Here is a 24,658-nt window from a genome sequence, read left to right on the forward strand (position 1 = left end):
CGATACCTCAAGTCCTGATGCGGCCGTCGCCCGTGATCATCGACAGCTCCACGAACTTCGACGCCACGTGGTTGCGCGGCGAAAAAGAGACCTCGAAGCCACCGAACTGCTGACGGTCGATGCTTTCCAGCCCCGCGATCAGGCTCTCGCGCGTGAGCTTGCCGGGCGCGCGGCGCAGGCCCTCGGCGAGCACCTTGGCGGCCAGGTAGCCTTCCATGCTGGAAAAGTTGGACTGCACCGTGCCGCCGCTCTTCTTCACCGCTTCGTTGAACTCGCGCGTGATGCCGTTCGCCGCGTAATAAGGCGAGGGCACGACCTGGGTGACGACCACGCCCGCGCCGTCCTTGCCCAGTTCGTCGGCCAGGGCCTGCGTGCCGACGAAGGACACGTTGTAGAAGGTGCCCCCGTAGCCGGCCTTGCGCGCCTCGCGGATGAAGGCGGCACACGACTTGTAGGCGCTGACCTGGACCACGGCGTCCGGCCCGGCCGCCACGATGGTCTTCACCGCCGCCGTGACATCGACCGTGTTGCGCTCCACCGTGCCCAGGGCCGCCGGCTTCAGGCCGAGCTGCGAGAGCGCGAGCGTCACGCCGTCCAGGCCGGCCTTGCCATAGGCATCGTTCTGGTAGAACACCGCGATCTTCTTCAGCCCCAGGTGGGTGAGCTGCTTCACGATCAGCGCCGTCTCGTCGTTGTACGAGGCCCGCAGGTGGAACACGTTGCGGTGGAAGGGCTCCCGCAGCGCCATCGCGCCGGTAAAAGGTGCGATGAAGGGCACCTTCGCATTCACTGCCAGCGGCAACGCCGCGAGGCTGGTGGGGGTGCCGATGTAGCCGAAGAGCGCGAACGCTTCCTCGTCGATCAGCTTCTTCGTGTTGGCAGCGCAGCGCTCGGGCTCGTATCCGTCGTCGAGAAACTTGATCTCCACGTCACGATGGCCGGGCTGCGCGTTGTATTGGTCGAGGTACAGCTTTGCGCCCTGGTGGAACTGGATGCCGAGCTGTGCCGCCGGGCCGCTGAAGGGCGCCGACTGGCCCAGCAGGACGGGGGCTTCGCTCTGCGCCCTCGCGATGCCGAAGCCACCGAGTGCTGCAGCACCCGCCGCAACCGAAAAGTGCCTGCGATGAATCATCGTGAAAACTCCAGAGCGCCGCTGCGGCGCAGAACTTAGACTTGACCGGTCCACCCACTGCCCGGCCGCCCATGAACTCCCCGACCCAGGTGCTCGGCGCCTGCCCCCACGATTGCCCCGACACCTGCTCCCTCGTGACCACCGTGCAGGACGGGCGGGCCGTCAAGCTTCAGGGGAATCCGGCGCATCCCCATACCGCCGGCGTGCTGTGCACCAAGGTCTCGCGCTATATCGAACGCAATGAGCACGCCGAGCGGCTGCTGCACCCCATGAAGCGCGTCGGCCCCAAGGGCAGCGGCCGATTCGAACCCGTGAGCTGGGACGCGGCGCTCTCCGACATCGCCCATCGTCTGAATGTGCTAAGCGAGAACAATTCGTCAGAATCGATTCTGCCCTACAGCTATGCAGGAACGATGGGTCTTGTGCAAGGCGAGTCGATGGATCGTCGTTTTTTCCACAAGCTCGGGGCCTCGCTGCTGGATCGAACGATTTGTTCGACCGCCGGGGGTGAGGCCTTAAGTTTTACCCTTGGCGGAAAGGTTGGGATGCGGGTCCAATTCTTTGCCGAGGCACGACTGATCCTGATCTGGGGCAGCAACTCGATCGCCAGCAACCTGCATTTCTGGCGCCATGCGCAGGCCGCGAAGCGCGCCGGTGCCAGGCTGGTGTGCATCGACCCGCGCCGGACCGAGACCGCGGACAAATGCGACGAGCACATCGCGCTCCTGCCCGGCACTGATGCGGCGTTGGCATTCGCGCTCATGCACGAGCTGATCGTCAACGACTGGCTGGACCATGACTACATCGAGCGCCACACCCTCGGCTGGCAGCGGCTGCGCGAGCGCGCGTTGCAGTGGCCGCCCGCCCGCGCCGCCGCCGTCTGCGGTGTGCCGGAGGCGCAGATCGTCGCGTTGGCGCGCGCCTATGGCACGACGAGGCCGGCCGCCATCCGGCTCAACTACGGCATGCAGCGCGTGCGCGGGGGCGGCAACGCCGCGCGCGCCATCGCCTGCCTGCCGGCGCTGGTCGGCGCCTGGCGCGAGCGTGCGGGCGGGCTGCTGCTGAGCAGCTCGGGCCAGTTCCCGGTCGACCGCGCCACGTTGCAGCGGCCCGACCTGCTGGCGGGGCGGCGCCCGCGCACCATCAACATGAGCGCCATCGGCGATGCGCTGCTCGACACCGCGAAACCGATCCGGGCGCTGGTGGTCTACAACAGCAACCCGGTGGCCGTCGCGCCGGACTCGTCCAAGGTGGTGGCGGGGTTCGCGCGGGAGGATCTGTTCACCGTGGTGCTCGAGCAGTTCCAGACCGACACGGCAGACTATGCCGACTACCTGCTGCCGGCGACCACCCAGTTGGAGCACTGGGACGTCCACACCAGCTACGGCCACACCGATGTGCTGCTCAACCGGCCCGCGCTGGCGCCGCGCGGCGAGGCGCGCAGCAATGCCTGGGTATTCCGCGAACTGGCCCGCCGCATGGGCTTCGACGAGCCCTGCTTCTCCGACGACGACGAGGCGCTGTGCCGCAGCGCCTTCGCGCCCGGCGCGATCGATGTCGAGGAACTGCAGGCCCAGGGCTTCACGAGCCTGAAGCTTGCGGAGGCGCCGTTTGCCGAAGGGGGTTTTCCCACGCCCTCGGGTCGCTGCGAATTCTTCAGCGCGCGCCTCGCGGCCCAGGGCCAGGACGGACTGCCCGACCACGTCCCCAACTACGAGCCGGCCGGCAGCTCGACGGAATTTCCGCTCGCGATGATCTCGCCGCCCGCGCGCAATTTCCTCAACTCGACTTTCGTGAACGTGAAGAGCCTGCGCGCAATCGAGGGCGAGCCGCTGCTCGAGATCCACGAGGACGATGCCGCCGCGCGCGGCATCGTCGACGGCGCGATGGTGCGCGTCTTCAACCGCCGCGGCGAGCACCGCTGCCGCGCCGAGGTCTCTCGCCGCGCGCGGCCCGGCGTGGTGCACGGGCTGGGCGTCTGGTGGCGCAAGCTCGGCGCCGACGGCACCAACGTCAACCAGCTCACCAGCCAGCGACTGACCGATATCGGCCGCGGGCCCACCTTCTATGACTGCCTGGTCGAGGTGGCGCCGGATGTTTGAGGTGCTCGAATGAGCAAAGGGCGCGCTGCTCTGGCTGCCGTGGCCGCGCTGGCCGTGGCCGGCTGCGCCGACCTGGGCTACTACTGGCAGTCGGCCAGCGGCCACCTGGCGCTGATGCGCGCGGCGCGGCCGGTGCCGCAGTGGCTGCAGGACCCTGCCGCCAGCGACGCGCTTAAGGCCAAACTGGCGCTGACGCAGCGCATCCGCCGCTTCGCAGTCGCCGAGCTCGGCCTGCCGGACAACCCGAGCTACAAGGCCTACGCCGACCTGCACCGGCGCGCCGCGATCTGGAACGTGGTGGCAGCGCCCGCGCATTCGCTCACCCTCAAGACGTGGTGCTTTCCGGTCGCGGGTTGCGTCGGCTATCGGGGCTACTACGACGAGGCGGCGGCGCGCGCAGAGGCCGCCACCCTGGTCGCTCAGGGCCTGGAAGCGGCCGTCTACCCGGTGCCGGCCTACTCCACGCTGGGGTGGATGAACTGGGCTGGCGGCGACCCGCTGCTGTCCACCTTCATCGGCTACCCGGAAGGCGAACTGGCCCGCATCGTGTTCCACGAGTTGGCGCACCAGGTGCTTTACGTGTCGGGCGACACGATGTTCAACGAGTCCTTCGCGACCGCGGTAGAGCGCATCGGGGGCGCCCGCTGGCTGCAGACGCAGGCCGGCGAGGCGGCGCGCCTCGAATACGCACAGTTCGACAGCCGGCGCCAGCAGTTCCGCGCCCTCACGGCCGCCACCCGCCGGGTGCTTTGGGACATCTACGCTTCGAAGGAGGCGCAGGCCGGCGACTGGGCCACGGTCGATGCGCAGAAGAAGGCTGCGATGGAAGATTTTCGCCAGCGCTATGCGGCCCTGCGCGCCGGCTGGAGCGGCCCGCGGCAGGGCGCCTACGACGGCTGGGTGGCACGCGCCAACAACGCGCTGTTCGGCGCGCAGGCTGCGTACGACGAACTGGTGCCCGGCTTCGAGGCGCTGTTCGAGCGGGAAGGACACGACTGGCCGCGCTTCTATGCGGCAGTCAAGCGCCTGACCGCGCTGCCCAAGGACGAGAGAACGCTGGCGCTGCGGACTGGGGATGCCGTAGCGCCCTCGGCCCGCAGGCCGACCGAAGAACCCGGCCGAGGCGGCCGACAGGGAGGGCCCGGTGCCTGAAATCCACATCGAACGCAGCCATCGACTCGGTATCGAGGCCGCACGCGCAATTGCGCGCAAATGGGTCAGCGAGGTCGAGCAGGACTATGGGCTTTCTTGCAGCTACGAGGAAGGCCAGGCCCTTGACATCGGCCGCTTCAGCCGCGCCGGCATCGACGGCAGCGTGGAGGTCAGCGGCGACAGCCTCAAGCTGCGGGCGACGCTCGCCGGCCTGTTCGCGGGCTTCAGCGGGCAGATCGAGGAGCGCCTGCGGCAGAAGCTGGACGACCTGCTGGGCCGCCCCGACGACGAGGTCGACGACGGCTACAACGACAAGGACTGGCGCTGAGGGCCGCGCCGGCGCTGCTGCTGGCGCTCAACCGCGCAGCGACTCGATCAGGTCGATGTATGCCTGCTTGGCCTCGTCCGCACTCAGGCCCTTCCGGGCGGTCCAGGTGTCCCACTTGGCGCGCGCAACGATGTCGCTGAAGCTGGGCTTCTTTTCGGTGTTGTCGCCCAGTGTCGCCTGCTTGAACAGGCCGTAGATCTTGAGCAGCGTCGGATTGTCCGGGCGCTCCGCAAGCAGTTTGGAGTTGGCCTGGGCGGCTTCGAACTGGGCGTTCAGGTCGGACATGGTGTGGATGGGTTGCCTGGGGCCCGCATCTTAAGTGACGAGTTCGTCGATAAAGACGAGAGCCTCAGTCGGACAACCCTGCGCGCGCCAGTTCGACGTCCAGCCGCTCGCGCGCATCGGCCGGGTCCACAGTGGCCGCCGTTTCATACAGGCGGGTAGCGTCGGCCAGGCGCGCATCGCCTTCGAGCATGAGCAGGCCGCGGGCATATTCCATCAGTGCGCCGGGCGAGCGCGGGTGAAGCGCCAGGCCGCGCTCGAAAAGCACCAACGCGGTCTCGGCGCGCACGCCGTAGGTCATGCGGCCGACCAGCGCACCGACCTTGTCGATGACCTCGGCATGGAAGGCCGCGAGCGCCACATGGGCTGCGGCGTGCTGGGGCTCCAGTGCAATCACGCGTTCGAGCGCGCCCTTCACCTTGGTGCCCAGGCCCTGTGCCAGCGCCCGTGCCACGCTGATGCCCTGGCTGTAGCGGCCCAGGGCATAGGCTTGCCAGTAGAGCGCGTGGCAGTTGTCCGGCTCCTCGGCCGCCTGGGCGGCGGCACGCTCGGCCACCTGCTTGAACAGCGTCTGCCGCATCGCCTCGCGTGGCTCGAGGTAGTTGGCATAGATGGCCGTGGCCTGGTTGGCCAGCATCAGCCCGTCGCCGCCGTGCCGCAGTCCCAGGTTGGCCGCGCGTTCGAAGTCGCCGCTGTGGTAGAGCGCCCACCCCTCCGCCAGCGGGCCGGGTGGCGGTGGCGGCAGCGCATGCGCGACGTGCAGCTTCGCCCAGTGCTGCAGCACGCTGGCCGCATCGAAGCGCGGCGTGTCCCTGTAGGGCATCTGGACCCATGGCTCCCAGGCAGGCACCGCGCCGGTCGCCAGCAGCGAGAGGGGTTGCAGATCGGGATGGGCCATGCTGTGCTCAGACGGTTGTCGGCTGATCTTCGCCTGCGTAGGCGTCGCTCAGCGTAAGCAAATGCCGCCGCTGCTCGGCGTCGAGATAGGGCGCGAGCAGATGCAGCGTGTGGTGCGCGCCGCGCAGCAGGGCGCTCTGGGCATGGCCGGGCTCCAGGGCTTCCCGCGGGTTGCGCACGTACTCGTAGCTCAGCCAGTAGGTCAGCACCACGACCATGCTCTGGGCGAGTGGATCGACCTCGGGCGCGTCGATGTCCAGGTGACCCGACCGGCTCATGCCTGCGAGCAGCGCCCGGATTGCGCGCGCCTTGTTCTGGAGCACCAGCTGGAACTGCGTCTCCAGATGCCGGTTCTTGGAGAGCAGGTCGTTGAGGTCGCGGTACAGGAATCGGTAGCGCCAGATCAGCTCGAACAGGCTGTGCATGAAGAACCAGGCGTCTTCCACGTCGCGCACGCCGTCGCTCGCGTGCAGCAGCTCGTTGAGCTCGGCCTCGTAGTTCTCGAAGAGCCGGTTGATCAGCTCATCCTTGGCGGGATAGTGGTAGTAGAGATTGCCGGGACTGATGTTGAGCTCGCCGGCCACCAGGGTGGTCGAGACGTTCGGCTCCCCGAACCGATTGAACAGGTCCAATGCGGCTTCGAGGATGCGTTGTGCAGTGCGGCGTGGCGCCTTCTTGGCCATGAGCTCGTAGCCCCCGGTTTGTCTCCTGAAGCCACTCTAGCGCAAGTCCCCGCCCCCGGGGCGATTGCTGCACTGCAGTGCGTGCCGCGGCCGATCAAGGCCGCCTAGGATCAGGCGTCGCCGCTCGGCTTGCGCCGCCGCGAAGGCTTAGCCGCGGCTCCGGCCGGATGGCGCGCGGCCGTCTTCCGTGGCGCTCGCGCGGGCCGGGCGGCCGGTTCCTTGCGCATGAGCTGGGCTTCGAGCGCTTCGACCCGCGCCTGCAGTGCCGCGACCTCCTGGGCGGAGGGCATGCCGAGCTTCTCGAGCGCGCGCGCCACGCGGTCTTCGAAGATGGACTCGAGCTTGCCCCATCCACCTGCGGCGCGGCTGCCGAATTCGCTGGCGAAGCCGGCCATCCGGGCCTGGGCCTGGGCCAGTGTTTCTTCGGCGGCGTGCTGGGTTTTCTTCTGCACGCCAACGCCGTCCTTCACCAGTGCCTCGAAGGCCTTGCTGCCCTCCTGCTGCATCTTGGCGAAGGCACCGAGGCCCGCGAGCCAGATCTGCTGGGCGGAGTCCTTGATGCGGTCGGTCTTGTCGTCGGGTTTGTCGTCGTCCGTGCTGGCCATGGGTTTTCCTCGAAATTCAAGGAGGCACTCTAGCTGCGCAGGGCGCACTCCGTTAGGCACGGGCCTCTAGGTGTGTCGTGACGTTGTGCAGTGGGATAATCACCGCATGACCGCCTCTCGGCGGTCTTTCTCCACAACAAGGGAAGATTCATGATCCTGGTTACCGGCGGCGCCGGATTCATCGGCGCCAACTTCGTGCTCGATTGGCTCGCCCAGGGCGACGAGGCCGTGGTCAACCTCGACAAGCTCACCTACGCCGGCAACCTCGAGACCCTGGCCTCGCTCGAGAACGACCCCAGACACATCTTCGTGCAGGGCGATATCGGCGACAGCGCCCTGGTGGACCGCCTGCTCGCCGAGCACCGCCCGCGGGCGGTGCTCAACTTCGCGGCCGAGTCGCACGTGGACCGCTCGATCCACGGACCTGAGGATTTCGTGCAGACCAACGTGCTGGGCACCTTTCGCCTGCTCGAATCCGTGCGCGGCTACTGGAGCGCCTTGCTCCAGGAGCAGAAGACCGCCTTCCGCTTCCTCCATGTCTCGACCGACGAGGTCTACGGCTCGCTGTCGTCCAGCGACCCCGCTTTTACCGAAGAGAACAAGTACGAGCCCAACAGCCCCTACTCGGCCAGCAAGGCCGCCAGCGACCACCTGGTGCGCGCCTGGCACCATACCTACGGTCTGCCGGTGCTCACCACCAACTGCTCGAACAACTACGGGCCCTTTCATTTCCCTGAAAAGCTGATCCCGCTGATGATCGTCAACGCCCTCGCCGGCAAGCCGCTGCCGGTTTATGGCGACGGTATGCAGGTGCGCGACTGGCTCTACGTGAAGGACCATTGCAGCGCCATTCGCCGCGTGCTCGAGGCCGGCAAGCTGGGCGAGACCTACAACGTCGGCGGCTGGAACGAGAAGCCAAACATCGAGATCGTGCACACCGTGTGCGCACTGCTCGACGAATTGCGCCCGCGTGTCGATGGCCGCGGCTACAAGGAGCAGATCACCTTCGTGACCGACCGCCCCGGCCACGACCGGCGCTACGCCATCGACGCGCGAAAGCTCGAGCGCGAGCTGGGCTGGAAGCCGGCCGAGACCTTCGACAGCGGCATCCGCAAGACCGTCGAGTGGTACCTGGACAACGCCGCGTGGGTGCGCAACGTGCAGAGCGGCGCCTACCGCGACTGGGTGAAGAAGCAGTACGAGGCCGCATGAAGGTATTGCTGCTGGGCAAGACGGGGCAGGTGGGCTGGGAGCTGCAGCGCAGCCTGGCGCCGCTCGGCGAACTGGTCGCGCTGGACTCCAAGAGCACCGAGTTCAATGCCGACTTCCGCGACCCGGAACGCGTGGCGCAGACGGTGCTCGCGCTGCGCCCCGACGTGGTCGTCAATGCTGCCGCGCACACGGCCGTCGACAAGGCCGAGAGCGAGCCCGAGCTTGCGCGCACGCTGAATGCCACCGCGCCCGGTGCCATCGCCCAGGCCGCCCAGCAGGTCGGCGCGCTGATGGTCCACTACTCCACCGACTACGTGTTCGATGGCAGCGGCGAGCGGCCCTGGCAGGAAGACGATGCCACCGCACCCCTCAGCGTGTACGGGCGCACCAAGCTCGAGGGCGAGCAACTGGTCGCCGCCCATGCCTCGAAGTACCTGATCTTCCGCACCAGCTGGGTCTATGCCGCGCGCGGCGGCAACTTTGCCAAGACCATGCTGCGCCTGGCTAAAGAGCGCGAGCGCCTGACCGTGATCGACGACCAGTTCGGCGCGCCCACCGGCGCCGAACTGCTCGCCGACGTGACGGCCCATGCCGTCCGCGACACGCTGCGCGATCCGGCGAAGGCCGGGCTGTATCACCTGGCGGCCGGCGGCGAGACCACCTGGAATGGCTATGCGCGCTTCGTGCTTGCGCAGGCCGAGGCGGCTGGCGTCGCGCTGAAGGCCGGGCCCGCCATGGTCGACGCGGTGCCGACCAGCGCTTTTCCCACCCCCGCCACGCGGCCGCACAATTCGCGCCTTAGTACCCTGAAGCTGCAGTCCACTTTCGGCCTCAGCCTGCCGTCCTGGCAGACCGGCGTCGCGCGCATGCTGCACGAGACGCTCTAACTCACCACCGGAAAGAATCCATGACGCAACGCAAAGGCATCATCCTGGCTGGCGGCTCCGGCACTCGCCTGCACCCGGCCACGCTGGCGATCAGCAAGCAGCTGCTGCCGGTTTATGACAAGCCGATGATCTACTACCCCTTGAGCACGCTGATGCTGGGCGGCATGCGCGACGTCCTGATCATCAGCACGCCACAGGACACGCCGCGCTTCCAGCAATTGCTGGGCGACGGGAGCCAATGGGGCATCAACCTGCAGTATGCGGTGCAGCCGAACCCTGACGGGCTGGCGCAGGCCTTCATCATCGGCGACAAGTTCGTGGGCGATTCACCGAGCGCGCTGGTGCTGGGAGACAACATCTTCTACGGGCACGACTTCTTCCACTTGCTCTCCGACGCCGACCAGAAGCAGAGGGGCGCGACGGTGTTTGCCTATCATGTGCACGACCCGGAGCGCTATGGCGTGGTTGCCTTCGATACGAAGGGCAAGGCCAGCAGCATCGAGGAGAAGCCGGCCAAGCCCAAGAGCAGCTACGCGGTGACCGGGCTCTATTTCTATGACAACCAGGTCGTCGAGATCGCGAAGGCCGTGAAGCCAAGTGCGCGTGGCGAGTTGGAGATTACGGCGGTCAACCAAGCCTATTTGGAGTTGGGCCAGCTCAACGTGCAGATCATGCAACGGGGCTATGCGTGGCTGGACACCGGTACGCACGAAAGCCTGCTGGAAGCGGGCCAGTTCATTGCGACGCTGGAGCATCGGCAGGGACTTAAGATTGCATGCCCGGAGGAGATCGCATGGCGGAATGGCTTTATCGATGGGGAGCAACTGGCTCGACTTGCCGCGCCATTGCAGAAAAGCGGGTATGGCAAGTATCTCAGTCACTTGCTTGCTGAAGAGGTGCGCCTGTGAAAGTGACGCCGACGGCCATTCCGGATGTGCTCGTGATAGAGCCTAAGGTGTTCGGCGACCCTCGTGGCTTCTTCCTCGAAAGTTTTAACCAAAAGGCTTTTGATCAGGCTGTTGGAAAACACGTAGAGTTTGTCCAGGATAACCATTCGCGTTCAGTTAAAAGGGTGCTGCGGGGTCTGCATTACCAGATTCAGCAGCCGCAGGGCAAGCTCGTTCGAGTGATCCGCGGGGCTGTCTACGACGTGGCGGTGGACATTCGCAAATCGTCGCCTACGTTTGGCAAATGGGTGGGTATCGAACTCAACGAAGACAACCAAAGGCAGTTATGGGTGCCCATTGGCTTTGCACATGGTTTCATGGTGTTGAGTCAAACTGCGGATTTTCTCTACAAAACGACTGACTACTATGCACCTTTGCATGAGCGATGCATCGTATGGAATGATCCGGATTTGGCGATCATTTGGCCAAGCGTCGGTGGTGAGCCTCAGCTTTCTAAAAAAGATGCAGCTGGTTCAGCGTTCGCCGCTGCGAGCGTTTTCGAGTAGCAGCAATCATCGACCCTGGAACTACTTTCCTGCTGAATGTGGCAAGGTAGATGGTTTTTTAAAAAAGAGAGACAAGCCTTGACGATATTGAGTCGGCTCAGAAATCGAATCCTTGGGTGGAGAATTTCTGACGAAATGAAAAACGCAGAGTCGGTGCGTTTGGTGGAATTGCAGCGCGTCGCTGAAGAGGAGCGTCTTGAGTCGGAGCGAGTGGCAAATCTGATGCGTGAGATTTTTAACTCGAAGTGGTACGTTTTTAGATATTCTGATATCAGAGATGAGGGCGCTGCACTAGGTCATTATTTGGAGTATGGATGGCGCGAAAGGCGATGGCCGCATCCCCTGTTTGATCCCGACTTCTATACGGCACAACTACCTCCGGAACTGCAGGAAAATGCGAATCCCCTGCTTCACTACCTCGAAGCCGACTCACTTCTGGACCCTCATCCTCTTTTCAATTCCGCTTGGTACAAGCAAACCTACATGGGGACGGCTGAGTTATCGATCAAACCGCTGGTCCATTTTTCCCAAAAGGGAGGACCTGCAGGCAACAATCCGTGCTTGTTGTTCGACAGCAAATGGTATGGTGAGCAGCATCCCGATCTTGCAGAACTGGGATGGCTTCCTGTCTACCACTATGCGCATTTTGGTTGGCAAAAACTGACCCGGCCTCATCCGAGATTCGATTCGCGGTGGTATTCCGATAAATACTTAAACGGCCGTTCGATGGATCCCCTTGCGCATTATCTGCGCAAGGGTCTGCACAGCGCGAACGTCCCCCTGCAGGATTTTGACCCGCAAACATACTTGGATCTCAACCCTGATGTTCGGGACGCCGGGATCGATGCATATCTGCATTACGTAGAGTGGGGATCTAAGGAAGGCAGGCTGACACGTCAGCCAGCTCATTCCTACATGTTTACGGACTTCGGTCTCTTGACTCAGGCTATTCAAGGGGTTGGCGCCAATTGCCGGAAGAACGAAATTCGATTTTCCCTGCCGCTACGCAGGACCTGGGAGGCCGATGGTTGTCCGGGAGCGCTTGTGTATGAGTCTAAGGAAGAAGGAGTCGAAGGTATTTCAGACCCTGTGCCGTTTATATTGCGTCCGCGCGTTCTGGCGTTGAACTCCTCGTATGCAATCGGAGGAACTCGTTACGTAATCGATGAACACGGAATGCTGTTGAACGACGAGGAAAGCTATTTCTTTGACGATAAAAAAGTTGGAGTCAAATGGGGGGGGGCCACACGTGGCGACGGTTCGCGGATGAACATCCGCGCGCATCTGCGTGCGGGTAAATACATGGAAAGCGGCATCAATCTCATGCACGAACATTCGGAAAACTATTTTCACTTTATTGCAGAAACGTTGCCACGAATGATATTGGTAGAGGAGGCTGACATCTCCGCCGAAGTGCCTTATCTTTTTGAGACAGGGCTGCACGAGAATCTTCGTCAGCTGATCGATCTTGTCAATGTCAAAGGGCGTCCAATTGTTTGGCTGGAGCCTGGTTGCCTAGTGTTTTTCAAGACCATGTATTTGCCGGACAATGTATCTTGCGTTCCCAACGCATATGGCGGTGGAGCCGCTGCGACCAAAACCGCACTCGACATCAATAGAATCTCCGTCGCCGTACAGAGGTGCAAGCGTGCGCTAGTGCCTCAGGGTGATTTGCGGCGTCGAAAAATGTATGTCAGCCGGCGTGGGCGATATCGCAATATAGTAAACCAACAAATGATCGAACGTGTACTCTCGCGCTTGGATTTTGATTTGCGCTCGGTTGATCATCTGGATCTAAAGGATCAAGTCTCGCTATTTGATTCAGCCGAAGTGATTATTTCGCCTACAGGAGCGCAGCTGACCAATATTGTTTGGTGCAGACCGGGAGCTGTATTGAATTATCTTGTCGCCGATCATCCCAGTATGCAGCTTCATCTTTGGGGATTGCTCGGACTGGTTTCCGGCACTAAGGTCGTTTGGACAAAAGGTCCTCGCGCTCGACGTATCGAAGGCGAACACTCCGTGCACGACGACTATTTTATCGATGAAAGCTCGATTTTGAGATCGTTGGAAAATTTGGACCTAGGAGTTGAGAATTGTTAAAGTCGCTGGATGAGGAAATTTCCATTGTCGATCTGACCAAGATCACTGACCCTCGGGGAAGTCTTACCTTCATTGAAGGCGAGGTTCACATTCCCTTCCCGGTGCGTCGTGTTTATTACTTATACGACGTCACTTCTGGATCTGCAAGAGCCGGGCATGCGCATTTTGCTCTCGAGCAATTGGTGATTGCGGTTTCGGGTAGTTTTGATTTGGTGCTTGACAATGGGTACGACAGACGAACTATAACGTGCAATCGCCCTTGGATTGGTGTGCATATGAAATCGTTGATATGGCGAGATTTGAACAACTTTTCATCAGGTGCTGTTTGCCTGGTGCTTGCCTCCGAGCGATACGCAGAGCCCGATTACATCCGCAACTACGACAGTTTTTTGGAAGTCATTAAACAAAGAGACGCCAGATGATACCATTTGTGAATTTAGTCCAGCAAAATGGCGAGATTGCCACGCAGTTGCGCGAGGTGTTCTCTTCGGTTCTTAGCAAGAGCAATCTGATACTCGGCGACGAATTGAAGCTGTTCGAAGAAGAATTTGCCGCCTACTGTGGGGCAAGGTTTTGCGTCGGTGTTGGTAATGGACTTGACGCCCTCGCGCTTTCTCTCCGGGCAAAAGGAATAGGACCGGGCGACGAGGTCATTGTGCCCACCTGCACATTCATCGCCACATGGTTGGCAGTATCAATGGTCGGCGCTACCATCGTGCCCGTTGAAGTCAGTTCCGACACCTTGCTTTTGGACCCGGTCGCCGTCAAAGCTGCTCTGACGGAGAGAACGGCAGCTATCATACCGGTGCATCTGTTCGGACAGGTGCCGATATGGACGAAATCGCCAAACTGGCCAGCTCGAAAGGTGCCTTTGTTCTTGAAGATGCTGCACAGGCACATGGCGCAAGATACAGGGGCCGGGTTGCCGGTTCTCTGGGGCATGCTTCAGCATTCAGCTTCTACCCAACGAAGAATTTAGGTGCGCTTGGGGACGGAGGCGCAGTCGTAACTGACGATGCAGAACTCGCATCGGCGTTGAGGAAACTACGGAATTATGGCTCCTCGGTGAAGTACATTCACGAGTCGCCAGGAGTAAATTCAAGACTTGACGAGGTGCAGGCAGCGTTCCTAAGAGTTAAGCTTCGAAACTTGGATGCGCAGAATGCCCAGCGCCTCGAAGTCGCATCTGCATACAGCACTGGTCTTGCTGGAATTCCTGGGCTGGAGCTGCCGGTGACTCGGCCCGGAAACCAGCATGTTTTTCACTTGTACGTTATTCGCACGGCTCGCCGGGATGACTTGGCAGAGTACCTGCGGGTACATGGTGTGCAAACCGCTGTTCATTATCCGATACCCCCCCACGAACAGGCTGCGTATAAGGAATTCAGCGACGCGCACGGTGTAATCGCCCACCGCGCTGCTCAGACTTGCCTTTCGCTGCCTCTGTGGCCAGGGATGTCCTTGGCTAACGTACAGCACGTGATTGACACGATCCAGGGGTATTTTACGCGCATTGGCAGCTAATTGAGTTGTGTTATATGAATCAATTGCTCTCTGTCGTAATCGCAGCATTCAATCATGTTGAATATATCGACGATGCAATCAAATCGGCCCTAGCACAGTCTTATGACGAGTTCGAGGTCATCGTCGTGGACGATGGATCCGATGACGGCACACGGCAGGCAATCTCCAAATATGCATCTGCATTGACCATTGTTGACGTCGAGCGTGGAGGGCCGAGTGCCTGCTTGAATGCTGGCCTGAGAGTTTGCCGAGGCTCGTTCATCGCGGTGATGAGCGGGGATGACTTGTCCGAGCCCGACAGACTGACAGTTCAGTTGAATACCGCCTTCCGCTGCAATTCGGACATTTTGTTCTGCGTGCCGAATGTTGTAGATGGTTTGGGAAGGCCATTAACGGATTCACAATTTCCAGCTTTTTTGCCGCGATCAGCTTCATCGGACATTGATTTGTCAGATCTTTTTTACAATGGTAATTATCTATGCGCTACAAGCGCATTTATCCGTACTTCACTCCTGCAAGACGTAGGATTTTTTGATGAATCCTTGGTTCAGTTAAGTGACTACGAGTATTGGATGCGCGCCATGGGTTCGGGGTTTCAATTGAATCTTTCTTTGAATCGAAACGTGAAATATCGAAGACACAATCAGAATCTTTCCGGACCGAACACTATTTCAGGCTCGGATGCGGAGGCGCCCTATATTCTCGACAGAGTTCTAAAGTCGGCGAGGCCCGGCGTATTTCGAGATTCTTTTGCGAATTTTCTGCCTCCAGGGGAGAAGGGCGGGGCCCCTCTTTCGAATTTCGAGGCGGCTTTGATTCTTTTCGCTCATGATTCGGCGGCCGTCAGATCCATGGGGATCCCATACTATGATGCCGCCCGCCGGTCGGGGGAACTTGATGCGCTGCCGAACTTCTGCCGAACGAGCTTTCTTATCAATTCCCTGAAAAGGGACCCTTCAGCATGACATGCTAGTCGTCAACGATTTTCTTCCTCACTCAGACATTTCACTTTTCGATACACCTGAATTTTTCAGGTTGCATCAAGGTGACTCCGATGGCTTCTATTTTCAGTGGGTGAAAAAGGGTCGAGCTTTGGCCGGTGTTCATTTCACGGGTGCCGGTGATGGTCGCTTCATGAGCCCGCGCCGCGGGACATTTGGTGGCCTATTCTTTGGTTCCGATTTCGAGTCCAAGGACTTGAGCCAAATGATGATTGCTGTAATTGACCACTTGAAGCAGGCGGGGGCCTCTTCAGTGCATGTTGCAATGGCTCCTGAATGGCACGATCCAAGAGCGTTTGCTGTCCAGTTCTATGTTCTCAATGCATTGGGCTTCAAGGTGTCAAAATGCGATCTGGACTTTGGACGCAGACTGGCCGCCGCGCCATTTCTCGCCTCAACGTCTGCAGATATTAGGCGAAGAAACAGTTGCGAAAAGGCTGAAGAAGTCGAAGTCCGTCGTGTTGAAGACCGAGAATTTGCGGCTATATATTCGTTCATTGCAGAGCAGCATTTGCTGAAGGGTTATCCGATCAGCATGACCTTGGAGCAGCTAGAAAAGATGAGGAATTTGTTTCCCGGTCGCATTAGTGCGTATGCTGCGCAACGAAATGACGAATTGATTGCTGCCGCGATCTGCATTCAAATCCGCGAGTCGATGCAGCACATTTTTCTCATGAACAACAAGTCAGACAACGCAATGTACAACGCGGTCGCGCTTGTTGTGCAGCGAATTTACGAAGACTGTTTGAGCGATGAAATTTCGAAGCTAAGCTACGGAACGGCGACAGCCGACCGGGTCGCCAACGACGGATTGATCAGGTTCAAGCGTTCCCTTGGTTTCATCGAATCTTTAAAGATTTCTGTCAGTCTGACAATTTAGGGGACACAATGGCTTTCATGGCTCAAGAAGAACTTCGCCGGTTCGGCTTCCTGCAGGTGGGGGAGAACGTCAAGATAAGTACGCGTGCCGCAATTTATCATGCCGAGCGCATTGCGCTGGGCGATGGTTGCCGAGTTGACGACTTTTGCATTTTGTCAGGTTCAGTTAATATCGGCAAGCATGTTCACATTGCGGCCCATTCTCTTGTCGATGGGGGCGACGAAGGGATCGAGTTTCACGACTATGCGGTGTTAGCGTACGGGTGCTATGCCTTTGCCGTGAGCGACGACTATTCTGGCGAATCACTTACCAGCCTAACGGTTCCGGAGAAGTACAAAACAAATCTGATTCGAGGAAAGATCGTTTTCGGAAGATATTCGATTGCTGGGACCGGTACTATTATTTTTCCCGGCGCGTCGTTGGGCGAAGGAAGCGCCGTTGGTGCTGGTTCGATCGTTACAAGACCGACGGAGCCATGGTCTATGTATCGGGGCCGCCCTGCCAAAAAAACAAAAGATCGGAGCAAGAATATGTTGCATCTGGCATCCCGGTTGGCAGAGGATCAGCAGCAATAGCAGGCGGTGGATGACGGGGAACGTTCATACTATTCGCCAGCGTGCTGACGAAAGCGAAGGTCTAGACGGGAAGGCCGGTTACAAGGACAGACCCATGCGCGGTTGTTGACCCCTGTACCGTCTGATTAGGCGACGTGCAGGTTCTTCGATCAAGTGATGACTGAGCGCGGAGATGAGAAGGAGGACAACGAAAGTGACAATGGCAAGCAGAAGGTTGTTTTCCAACATCGAAAAGCGACGTACCCAGCGGTCGTGATAGTTGACCAGCATAAGAATGACCAAGGCTTGAAAAGAATAGAAGCTGTAACTGATTTTGCCAAGCCAGACGAACGGCCTTGTAGAAAGCAGGGCAGCCAAATAGCTCTTGCCATGTGCCACATTGAGAGTCACGAGAGCGATGACTGGAATGGAAATCCAGTTATGGCCTACGTATAGTGGCAACATTGGGCCGGCAATACCGAGATATATGCAGAACAGGAGAATCAAGACAAATTGACCGGCATTGCCGATGGGTTTAAGGCGCCCACTTTGCCAAGCAAGGCACACGCAGCAGCCGAGCAAAAACTCGGGCAGTCGAAATATAGGCATCGAGTAAAAAACCCCCGCCGAGGTCGTGGGGAACAGTTTAGCCGAGAGGCCTGGTAGGGCGGCGAGGACAACGCAAGCGAACATGATAAGCTTCTGTAGCCGCCATGAAAGCTTCACCAGTGTCGGTAAGAAGAATGGCAAAATCACGTAGCAAAACGCTTCGACTGAAATTGACCAACTGCTTCCGACATTCCAGAGCGGAAAGAGCTGAACGAACCAAGCCTGGATCAGCAAGATGTTGGCGAGAAGAAGAAATGCTCCGCGGGCGAACGAGGCCAAGATATCGCTCCAAGCACTGCCGTCGGAGGCTACGCCAAACCAAGGTAAGGTGACAACCGCCGCCGCAACATAAACTGGGTAGATGCGCGCAAAGCGATTAAGAAGATAGGAGCGAATGCTGGTGCTCCCATCTTGATAGCGATAGGTCAGAACAAAGCCCGAAAGCAAGAAAAATATGCTCATGCCGACGGCTCCTTGGTTGAGCATATTCTTGATAAGCAGGTTGTCCGACAGCGGCCACCGAATGTGTATGTGGAATAGGAAAACGTACAACGCAGCCACAAAGCGCAGTCCGGTCAGTGCAAGTATTTCTTTGTCTTCGTTCAATGGATTGACTCACGCCCAAGCAGCGATGCCGGCCAACGGAGCAGAAGAGGCGCAGCGGCCGTCGCGTACGACCGATCGGGAGCAGCGCTAAGATCACTGCTCCTGGATGGGAGTCGGATACCCGCCGCCAATATGGGGGTTCGGGGCCGTGCCTTCAAAACGATGTGCCCAGGGCGTTGCGCCGCAGATCGGCCTCGACCATCATCCGGCAGAGTTCCTCCAAGGTTGTTACGGGCTCCCAGCCGAGCTTGGCCTTAGCTTTGGAAGGATCACCGATCAGCAAATCAACTTCAGCCGGCCTGTAGAACTTCGGATTGACCCGGACGAGTGTTTTGCCAGTTTGACTGTCGATTCCAACTTCGTGCTGCTCATTGCCCTCGAAGCGAAGCTCGTAGCCGGCTGCCTTGAATGCCATGTCGACGAATTCGCGGACCGTCTCGGTACGATTGGTCGCTAGCACGAAGTTGTCGGGCTGGGTTGCTTGCAGCATTAGCCACATGCCCTCCACGTATTCTTTAGCAAAGCCCCAATCACGCTGTGCACTCAGATTACCGAGTTCCAGGGCGGCGAGCTTCCCCAGTTTGATCTTGGCCACGCCGTCTGTGATCTTCCTCGTCACGAACTCTCGTCCACGAAGCGGGCTCTCATGATTGAAGAGAATTCCGCTGCAGCCGAAGATGTCGTAGCTCTCGCGATAGTTGATAGTCATCCAATGGGCGAACAACTTCGCGACTCCGTAAGGGCTTCGAGGATAAAAAGGCGTTTCTTCGACCTGAGGAATGGCTTGCACTTTGCCAAACATCTCGGAGGTAGAGGCCTGATAAAAGCGGATAGCGCGATTGGTCAACCGAATAGCTTCAAGCAGATGTAAGGCCCCCATGGCGGTGATCTGTGCCGTTGCGTCGGGCTGGTTGAAGCTGACTCCCACGAAGCTCTGAGCTGCGAGGTTATAGACTTCGTCGGGTGCTGCATCCTTGATGAGAGTGAGGGAACTACCGAGGTCGGTCAGATCGTATTCGATCAGATGCAGATCAGGATTGTCTTGAATGCCTAGCTCCTCGATGCGCCAGAAATTAACTGAGCTGGTACGGCGATAGGTCCCGTAAACCACGTATCCCTTGGTCAGCAGCAGTTCTGCGAGGTAGGCCCCATCCTGACCGGTGATGCCTGTAACGACAGCGCGCTTCTTCATGGGTGTCTTTCTTGAAAATGTTTCGGAAAAGTGAGTGTGAGGAGTCAAGAACGCTTGGTTTTCAGACGCTCAAGCATCTACTTGCCACCATTCGTTGCGAAACTCAACAGGTTGAATTTTGTGGTGAATCTTTGAAAGTTTTGGATGAAAGGAGGGGTCATCTTCGAGAAAGCGCCCCCATCTGCTCAAAAACAACGCTAGCTCGCTTGCGGGCCAAGATGCTTCACCTCGTGAGCCTTTTTCGTGATGAACAAGCTCCGCATGCGGCGTGTAAACAATCCTGTAGCCGAGCATTCTCAGTTTTAGACAGAGGTCGATATCATTGAAGTCGAGGCGAAATCTTTCATCAAACCCATTCACTTCCTCGAGCAAGCTCTTGCGGGTTGCAAAAACCGCGCCTGTCACCATCGACCATTCGCGGTGAACGGATGCCCAATCCTGGTAGGTGGAGGCCGATGAGGGCTCCCCGATCCACGCATGGGTGACGAGTCCGAACACTCCGCCAGGCATGCCAGCATGCTGGATCTCTCCCGTGGGATACAGCAGTCTTGCCCCGACTCCACCCACATCGTTTTGCGTCGAGAACGTCAGTAGCGCCTGAATCCAATCGGAGGAACGTATTGTGATGTCGTCGTTCATGAGAATCACATACTCCGTTGTCGACTCGCGCCAGAGTTGATTCATTTTGGCGGCATAGTTGAAGGGTTCGCCGTCCGCTCTCCGTGTCACCATTCGCCGCAATCTGAACGGCCATTGGCGCCCCACATAGATGTCGTCACTTTCGACATCATCGCCGAGCAGGACGTGGATCCTGTCCATGGGGTATATCGAACTGGTCAGACTCTCGAGGAACTTGATGACGAATGGAACCCTCCCGTTCACCTCGGACCCACTGGCAGTCTGTCGTGTCGGAACCACGAGGGTGACCTCAGGCAGATCGGAAAGGTGCCGATCCACTCTGAGAGTTTCCGGTTTCAACCCTGGCAACACGTCGATTGGAAGGTCGGAAGTGCTCGCCGACCACGCCTTTATGGCAGACACGCGATCCTCAAGGGCGGCACGAACACGCTGTGTACCGATTTTCGCAAGGACCTCCGGGATGCGCGCAATGGTGATACCCGTTGCGCGCGCGCGTAGAAGCAGGTCGTAAGATGCAGCTGTACCTTGTTCTCCGTCGATATAGCCAAGTTGCTTCGCAGCAGCGGACCTGATGAACAGGGGCAATCCCACGTAGTCACTGGCTAGGAGCAGGGTGAAGTCCCAGTCGGGCTTCAAAGCAGCTTCCCAAGTATCGGAATGTGCGTCCAACGCAACATCGTCACCATAGAAGATGCCCACGTCAGGGCGCTGGTGCGTTGCCTGCGCCAGAATGTCCCAGACATGAGGATGAAGTTCTGTTTTCCGCGGACCGATTACGAGCCATTCGTCTGTTGGAATGCCGACGCTGAATTTTTTTGCCTCCTTTTGCGATATGACTCCATTCGCGCTGGTCAGAATTGAGTGAAAACCCTCGCGGTCCGATTGGCCGAGAATTACTATCTTGCTCATGACTGAACAACTTTCGCGATTGCTGAGGCTGAAATTTCGCCTGGGAGCAGTTGACGCAAACTCGCCTCCATGTATCCAGCGACTGATTGCGGAGAAAGTCGGTTTCGGATTCGTGTCCGAGCTGCGTCGCTCTTGGTCTTATCACCGATGTCAATCATTCTCGCGGCGCTGAGCAGGGCCTCAGCCAGCTTGTCTTCGTCTATCGCCGCCCAGGTACTGCCACTGTTATAGACCCCTTGGTCGTCCTTTAATGCACGCATTTGATACTCGACCGGGAATCCGCAGGTCGAATCCACGAAATCCCGAGTCCCGCTGTAGTCGGTCGAAATCACCAGCTTACCCATGGCCATTGCTTCAGCAACCGTCAACCCGAACCCTTCGGCGCAATGGGGAGAGGCATAGATGCTCGCCGCGGACATCAGGGCATTCATCGCCTCCTTGTCGAGTGATCTATTCAACATGATTGTACCGGGTGTGCGATCGACCAGATCGGCCAGCAAATTACCTTGTAACTGCGAGTCAAACACGTGCTTTGTCTTTAGGACGAGCGACCATCCTTCTTCATAAAGGCGCGCTTTGCCGAACGCACGGACAAGCGCAAATGGGTTTTTTCTCACCAAATAGCTGCTGCCGTCAAACGCATAAAGGATGATTTTCTCGGTTGCCACGTTGCCCAGCGCTTGGCGAACTGATTTTGGTTGCGCATCGAGCATCGAACTTTGACGCGCGGGAACCACATAGGGAACGACATGCACAGGCACGCCGATGGCTGCAGAGAAGGCGTCCGCGCAATACTGGGTTGGAGCCCATATTGCATCGACCTGGCTCATGACTTTCAGCCAACCGGCTGGTACCGTCGGAGTTTCCCAGACCCACAACCCAATTCTCACGCGAGCCTTGCGAATGACGTTCAACTGAGATTCGGTGAGCAACGACTCCCAGCCGTCCGGATTGAGTTGGATCAGTGCAACGTCGGTGTCCTCATTGAAATCGCAAATGTCGATCGGTGGCGTAATTTGCCGATGGACGTGAAAGGGGTGCTTGATCGGATGAAGATTCAGAAGAAATCCAGAGTGTCGCAATGCAGAAATGTACGATCTGCTGGCGACGCCGAGTCCGTTGTCAAAGTTCCATGGCGCAATGAGAGACACGCGTAGTGAAGTGCGTGACTGCACGACTGGCGTGGACGGCGCAGTGGAGAGTGGTGCTTTGGATCGTTCCGTTTGAAACTTCCTTCTCGCCTCCTTGAGCGTCTGAACCGCAATCGCTGGGTCAAAGCCGCGTGTGCGCAGGACCTCTGGCCAACCACTGACATCCACTCCTTCGAAGGTGTCTCGCAAGACCATGACCTTCACAAAAGGAAAGCCATCATCGATCAATTTGCGCCACTTGTAGATGGTGGGATTGCTGAGGCCCTCCGCAGGGAAGAGCGCTTCGCAACTGAGCCCGGCGACTCGCAACTTCGGTGCGAATTGCAGTTCGAATTGATTGATGATGTCGTCCTTATCCTGGAGAACGGTCACATCATTTATGAATGATTGAAAGACTACGGACGCCAGCGCTTTCTTCTTCAAGGCCAAAAAGAAGCTCTGGAGATGCCATCCTGTGCGCTCGTGATTCTCAGTCGCACCGACCAGATCCGCGGCGCTCCTGCGCACCCGGCTAAGCATGAGGTCAAAATCAGCCTGATTGAACGGCCCTATCAAACTGTCGTTGAGCAGATACAAGATGTCGGAATCCAGCAAATCTGGCCGAAGCCGGAGCACATGCGCCCATGCGGCAAAGTCGTATCCCTCGTTTCGCCGGACGAACAAACCGGAAACGATCGATGTCAGATTGGGAAGAGCCTCGAAAGGTGCATCTGCAGCAACAATCAAGGTGACGGCGATGTCGCTCTTTTTCAGGCTTTCAAGGTAGTGAGTGACGTGTGGTTTCAGACTTCCATCTGGTGAGTGCGCAACAAATAATGCATTCTCCTTGCCGAGCTTAGGCGGCATCACGCAGTGAATCTCTGATCTGAGGACAGAAATTCCCTGGCGTGCTGCGAAGGCTGCTACTGACGGACTACGGCCCTCGGCTAATCCGTGGGACAGAAAGTGAGCAAGGGGGTTGGCCCCGCTCTGTGCAACGTCGGGGTTTCTTTCAAGATACCATTTCGTCGCAAATTTTGGCGACGGATCTCTGCCTTCGGATGCGCCGAATTCAAAATAGTGAAGAAGCGGATTGATATTAGATGCTTCCACATCTGGGTATCTCTCGAGGTACCACTGCCCATCGAAAAAGGGATTGGGGCTCGAGTTCGGATTCTTCAGGTAGTGGGTGAGGGGGTTGATCCCCTTTGCAACTAGGAATGGGTACCTAGAAAGATACCAGCGCCCGTCGAATAGGGGGTGGGGATTGCGTCCCTCGACTCCTCCACGCATTACATAGTGCAGCAAGGGATTGCCGAGCGGAGCGACATCGGGATACTGTGCGCGATAATAATCTGCATCGAATAATCTGGACTCGGCCAGTTCGGCGGCAATTCCCTTGGCCTGGTGCCTCAGCTTGATTTCTCGATAAATCTGGGCGAACTGCATGGTAACGAGCAGTTTGACTGTTTTCGCCGATCTCCAGCCAAATCGGCTGAGCCGAGGAAATTTTTCGGCCACTAGTCTCAATTTCAGTGCAATGCGCCACGTGCGAGAAGCGGTGATCGCAGTCCGAGCTTCTTTGGCGGCCCTTAGTTCGTCCGCAATTTGGTCGAATCGCGCGCGTAAGGCCACGAATTCTCTTCGTTGCTTGCTGTTTGCAAGTTCAAGCTGTCTTCGGTCGCGGGCTTGGTCGGAGGTTTCACGGGTATGCTGTTCTTTCAAGCCCGCCATTTCCACGATCTGTCGTCGAAGATTTTCTTCGGCAGCTTGCATGGACTCTCGAAGCGTCTTGGCTTCGGTTCGAAGTTGTGCAAGCTCGACCTCGGGTAGAAGCCGCAAATCGCTCCATTGGTTCCTGCTCTCATCGACAGCCATGACCTCCGCGATGGTTAAACCGTTCAACGGGCGTTCTTGCGCAGAAATTAGGTCGATCTTTCCCGCGACTACGCGCGGGCCAAGTATCGTTTGAATCGCCGGCTTCTTGCGGATCAGGCACATCGAGTTTCGGAACTCGACTGAGTAGATGCCTTCCAGGTTTGCTGCGTCAAACGAACAACCATAGATCTGGGAAAATGCAGTGAGCGCGTCAGTGCGGCTGCCCCCGACTCCCCAGTGCTCGAAATTGATGACATCGGCCAAGCGCTTGAAGAAGCTCATCGAAGAATGGGGGTCGAACAACCCGCCTCCAAAGGCTTCCCAGTAGCTGCAATGAAGATCTTCTACGACGTACAATCCGTCATCTGTGAGGCACGGAAAGTAGCGAGCAAAGCTCGACACAATGTCGCGTGACTGATGAGAGCCATCGTCAAGAATGATATCGTATTGCTCTGAACAGGCCAGTATGTTCTTCTGAATGGCATCATTGTTCGCATCGCCGATAACTACATGAATTCGCTCGTCGTCATACTTCAGTGAGCGGCATGATTCATTGATGTCGCAGCCGACAAGCAGCTTCGAATTGAAGAAGTATTTCGACCAGATCTCGAGCGACCCGCCGTTTTGAATGCCGATCTCGAGAAGTCTTACCCGGCGGTCGCGGTAGTTGCAAAAAATATCATCGTAAGCATCCAGGTACAGGGACCATTTGTCGGAAGTCTTGTTTTCATGATCGCTATAAAGCTGACGTAGTGTAGGTAAACGCATATGCTCTTCGATTCGTGGAGGTGCTCAGCCCGGTCGGCTTGTAGCTACTTCAAGCCGAGGCCGGACCGCAGAACAGATGCGACTCCGAAACGCCTCAGATCGGCTCAGATCCTAAATCCCGTGCTCTCACAA

At 58.5% G+C, this 24,658-nt stretch carries 21 protein-coding genes and 1 pseudogene; 13 read left to right on the forward strand and 9 right to left on the reverse strand.

The window, feature by feature from the left end:
- Positions 1 to 7 precede the first annotated feature (7 nt).
- Complete coding sequence (locus E5CHR_RS03775; protein ID WP_162578442.1) at positions 8 to 1,132, reverse strand: ABC transporter substrate-binding protein; 1,125 nt, start codon at positions 1,130 to 1,132, stop codon at positions 8 to 10.
- A gap of 71 nt (positions 1,133 to 1,203) precedes the next feature.
- Between E5CHR_RS03775 and E5CHR_RS03780 the strand changes: the two genes are divergently transcribed.
- The 3 genes from E5CHR_RS03780 to E5CHR_RS03790 are packed head-to-tail and all read left to right on the forward strand — an operon-like array spanning position 1,204 to position 4,714.
- The gene (locus E5CHR_RS03780; protein WP_162578443.1) at positions 1,204 to 3,234 is read left to right on the forward strand and encodes a molybdopterin-containing oxidoreductase family protein; all 2,031 of its coding nucleotides are present in this window, start codon (positions 1,204 to 1,206) and stop codon (positions 3,232 to 3,234) included.
- Positions 3,235 to 3,243: 9 nt separating this feature from the next.
- Positions 3,244 to 4,386, forward strand: a complete 1,143-nt coding sequence (locus E5CHR_RS03785; RefSeq protein WP_162578444.1) for an aminopeptidase — start codon at positions 3,244 to 3,246, stop codon at positions 4,384 to 4,386.
- On the forward strand, positions 4,379 to 4,714 hold the full coding sequence (locus E5CHR_RS03790; RefSeq protein WP_162578445.1) for a polyhydroxyalkanoic acid system family protein: 336 nt from the start codon (positions 4,379 to 4,381) through the stop codon (positions 4,712 to 4,714). Before E5CHR_RS03785 ends, E5CHR_RS03790 begins: the two co-directional genes overlap by 8 nt.
- A gap of 27 nt (positions 4,715 to 4,741) precedes the next feature.
- Here E5CHR_RS03790 and E5CHR_RS03795 read toward each other — a convergent pair whose 3' ends face one another.
- The 4 genes from E5CHR_RS03795 to E5CHR_RS03810 form a co-directional block, all read right to left on the reverse strand.
- Complete coding sequence (locus tag E5CHR_RS03795) at positions 4,742 to 4,999, reverse strand: acyl-CoA-binding protein (protein ID WP_162578446.1); 258 nt, start codon at positions 4,997 to 4,999, stop codon at positions 4,742 to 4,744.
- A 64-nt stretch (positions 5,000 to 5,063) separates the two neighbouring features.
- Positions 5,064 to 5,894, reverse strand: coding sequence for a hypothetical protein (locus E5CHR_RS03800; protein WP_174255689.1), 831 nt, complete (start codon positions 5,892 to 5,894; stop codon positions 5,064 to 5,066).
- A gap of 7 nt (positions 5,895 to 5,901) precedes the next feature.
- Positions 5,902 to 6,576, reverse strand: a complete 675-nt coding sequence (locus E5CHR_RS03805; protein ID WP_162578447.1) for a TetR/AcrR family transcriptional regulator — start codon at positions 6,574 to 6,576, stop codon at positions 5,902 to 5,904.
- Between the two features lie 110 nt (positions 6,577 to 6,686).
- The gene (locus E5CHR_RS03810; protein WP_162578448.1) at positions 6,687 to 7,181 is read right to left on the reverse strand and encodes a phasin family protein; all 495 of its coding nucleotides are present in this window, start codon (positions 7,179 to 7,181) and stop codon (positions 6,687 to 6,689) included.
- 150 nt (positions 7,182 to 7,331) lie between these two features.
- On the opposite strand from E5CHR_RS03810, the gene rfbB reads away from it, so the two are divergent.
- The 10 genes and pseudogenes from rfbB (at position 7,332) to E5CHR_RS03860 (ending at position 16,816) form a co-directional block, all read left to right on the forward strand.
- Positions 7,332 to 8,393 (forward strand): dTDP-glucose 4,6-dehydratase, encoded by a 1,062-nt coding sequence (gene rfbB / locus E5CHR_RS03815; RefSeq protein WP_162578449.1) that lies wholly within the window; start codon positions 7,332 to 7,334, stop codon positions 8,391 to 8,393.
- Positions 8,390 to 9,280 (forward strand): dTDP-4-dehydrorhamnose reductase, encoded by an 891-nt coding sequence (gene rfbD / locus E5CHR_RS03820; protein ID WP_162578450.1) that lies wholly within the window; start codon positions 8,390 to 8,392, stop codon positions 9,278 to 9,280. The genes rfbB and rfbD overlap by 4 nt, the downstream gene beginning before the upstream one ends.
- Positions 9,281 to 9,300: 20 nt before the next feature.
- Positions 9,301 to 10,188: a glucose-1-phosphate thymidylyltransferase RfbA gene (gene rfbA / locus E5CHR_RS03825; protein WP_162578451.1), complete on the forward strand. Its 888-nt coding sequence runs from the start codon at positions 9,301 to 9,303 to the stop codon at positions 10,186 to 10,188.
- On the forward strand, positions 10,185 to 10,733 hold the full coding sequence (rfbC, locus tag E5CHR_RS03830) for a dTDP-4-dehydrorhamnose 3,5-epimerase (protein WP_162578452.1): 549 nt from the start codon (positions 10,185 to 10,187) through the stop codon (positions 10,731 to 10,733). The genes rfbA and rfbC overlap by 4 nt, the downstream gene beginning before the upstream one ends.
- 135 nt (positions 10,734 to 10,868) lie before the next feature.
- The gene (locus E5CHR_RS03835; RefSeq protein ID WP_162578453.1) at positions 10,869 to 12,836 is read left to right on the forward strand and encodes a glycosyltransferase family 61 protein; all 1,968 of its coding nucleotides are present in this window, start codon (positions 10,869 to 10,871) and stop codon (positions 12,834 to 12,836) included.
- The gene (locus E5CHR_RS03840; RefSeq protein ID WP_232061940.1) at positions 12,830 to 13,258 is read left to right on the forward strand and encodes a sugar 3,4-ketoisomerase; all 429 of its coding nucleotides are present in this window, start codon (positions 12,830 to 12,832) and stop codon (positions 13,256 to 13,258) included. The genes E5CHR_RS03835 and E5CHR_RS03840 overlap by 7 nt, the downstream gene beginning before the upstream one ends.
- Positions 13,255 to 14,360 (forward strand): annotated as a pseudogene (locus E5CHR_RS03845) (DegT/DnrJ/EryC1/StrS family aminotransferase). Before E5CHR_RS03840 ends, E5CHR_RS03845 begins: the two are co-directional and overlap by 4 nt.
- A gap of 14 nt (positions 14,361 to 14,374) precedes the next feature.
- Positions 14,375 to 15,325 (forward strand): glycosyltransferase family 2 protein, encoded by a 951-nt coding sequence (locus E5CHR_RS03850; RefSeq protein ID WP_162578454.1) that lies wholly within the window; start codon positions 14,375 to 14,377, stop codon positions 15,323 to 15,325.
- A 1-nt stretch (position 15,326) separates the two neighbouring features.
- Entirely contained in the window at positions 15,327 to 16,241 is a 915-nt protein-coding gene (locus tag E5CHR_RS03855; RefSeq protein ID WP_162578455.1) for a GNAT family N-acetyltransferase, read from the forward strand.
- Between the two features lie 17 nt (positions 16,242 to 16,258).
- On the forward strand, positions 16,259 to 16,816 hold the full coding sequence (locus E5CHR_RS03860; RefSeq protein ID WP_197893838.1) for an acyltransferase: 558 nt from the start codon (positions 16,259 to 16,261) through the stop codon (positions 16,814 to 16,816).
- Positions 16,817 to 16,894: 78 nt separating this feature from the next.
- Here E5CHR_RS03860 and E5CHR_RS03865 read toward each other — a convergent pair whose 3' ends face one another.
- The 4 genes from E5CHR_RS03865 to E5CHR_RS03880 all read right to left on the reverse strand — a co-directional run bounded on the left by E5CHR_RS03865 (position 16,895) and on the right by E5CHR_RS03880 (position 24,526).
- Positions 16,895 to 18,010: an acyltransferase family protein gene (locus tag E5CHR_RS03865; protein ID WP_162578457.1), complete on the reverse strand. Its 1,116-nt coding sequence runs from the start codon at positions 18,008 to 18,010 to the stop codon at positions 16,895 to 16,897.
- Between the two features lie 154 nt (positions 18,011 to 18,164).
- Complete coding sequence (gene gmd, locus E5CHR_RS03870) at positions 18,165 to 19,202, reverse strand: GDP-mannose 4,6-dehydratase (RefSeq protein WP_162578458.1); 1,038 nt, start codon at positions 19,200 to 19,202, stop codon at positions 18,165 to 18,167.
- A gap of 69 nt (positions 19,203 to 19,271) precedes the next feature.
- The gene (locus tag E5CHR_RS03875) at positions 19,272 to 20,750 is read right to left on the reverse strand and encodes a glycosyltransferase family 2 protein (RefSeq protein WP_162578459.1); all 1,479 of its coding nucleotides are present in this window, start codon (positions 20,748 to 20,750) and stop codon (positions 19,272 to 19,274) included.
- Positions 20,747 to 24,526, reverse strand: coding sequence for a rhamnan synthesis F family protein (locus E5CHR_RS03880; protein ID WP_162578460.1), 3,780 nt, complete (start codon positions 24,524 to 24,526; stop codon positions 20,747 to 20,749). Before E5CHR_RS03880 ends, E5CHR_RS03875 begins: the two co-directional genes overlap by 4 nt.
- Between the last annotated feature and the right edge of the window lie 132 nt (positions 24,527 to 24,658).

This window comes from Variovorax sp. PBS-H4 (assembly GCF_901827205.1).
Classification (GTDB): domain Bacteria; phylum Pseudomonadota; class Gammaproteobacteria; order Burkholderiales; family Burkholderiaceae_C; genus Variovorax.

Coding starts and splice junctions, on each gene's coding strand:
- E5CHR_RS03875 (WP_162578459.1), bottom strand. CDS start 20,750: ATGAGCAAGATAGTAATTCTCGGCCAATCGGACCGCGAGGGTTTTCAC.
- E5CHR_RS03835 (WP_162578453.1), top strand. CDS start 10,869: ATGAAAAACGCAGAGTCGGTGCGTTTGGTGGAATTGCAGCGCGTCGCT.
- E5CHR_RS03800 (WP_174255689.1), bottom strand. CDS start 5,894: ATGGCCCATCCCGATCTGCAACCCCTCTCGCTGCTGGCGACCGGCGCG.
- E5CHR_RS03855 (WP_162578455.1), top strand. CDS start 15,327: ATGCTAGTCGTCAACGATTTTCTTCCTCACTCAGACATTTCACTTTTC.
- rfbA (WP_162578451.1), top strand. CDS start 9,301: ATGACGCAACGCAAAGGCATCATCCTGGCTGGCGGCTCCGGCACTCGC.
- E5CHR_RS03795 (WP_162578446.1), bottom strand. CDS start 4,999: ATGTCCGACCTGAACGCCCAGTTCGAAGCCGCCCAGGCCAACTCCAAA.
- gmd (WP_162578458.1), bottom strand. CDS start 19,202: ATGAAGAAGCGCGCTGTCGTTACAGGCATCACCGGTCAGGATGGGGCC.
- E5CHR_RS03810 (WP_162578448.1), bottom strand. CDS start 7,181: ATGGCCAGCACGGACGACGACAAACCCGACGACAAGACCGACCGCATC.
- E5CHR_RS03775 (WP_162578442.1), bottom strand. CDS start 1,132: ATGATTCATCGCAGGCACTTTTCGGTTGCGGCGGGTGCTGCAGCACTC.
- E5CHR_RS03850 (WP_162578454.1), top strand. CDS start 14,375: ATGAATCAATTGCTCTCTGTCGTAATCGCAGCATTCAATCATGTTGAA.
- E5CHR_RS03805 (WP_162578447.1), bottom strand. CDS start 6,576: ATGGCCAAGAAGGCGCCACGCCGCACTGCACAACGCATCCTCGAAGCC.
- rfbD (WP_162578450.1), top strand. CDS start 8,390: ATGAAGGTATTGCTGCTGGGCAAGACGGGGCAGGTGGGCTGGGAGCTG.
- E5CHR_RS03785 (WP_162578444.1), top strand. CDS start 3,244: ATGAGCAAAGGGCGCGCTGCTCTGGCTGCCGTGGCCGCGCTGGCCGTG.
- E5CHR_RS03780 (WP_162578443.1), top strand. CDS start 1,204: ATGAACTCCCCGACCCAGGTGCTCGGCGCCTGCCCCCACGATTGCCCC.
- E5CHR_RS03880 (WP_162578460.1), bottom strand. CDS start 24,526: ATGCGTTTACCTACACTACGTCAGCTTTATAGCGATCATGAAAACAAG.
- rfbB (WP_162578449.1), top strand. CDS start 7,332: ATGATCCTGGTTACCGGCGGCGCCGGATTCATCGGCGCCAACTTCGTG.
- E5CHR_RS03860 (WP_197893838.1), top strand. CDS start 16,259: ATGGCTCAAGAAGAACTTCGCCGGTTCGGCTTCCTGCAGGTGGGGGAG.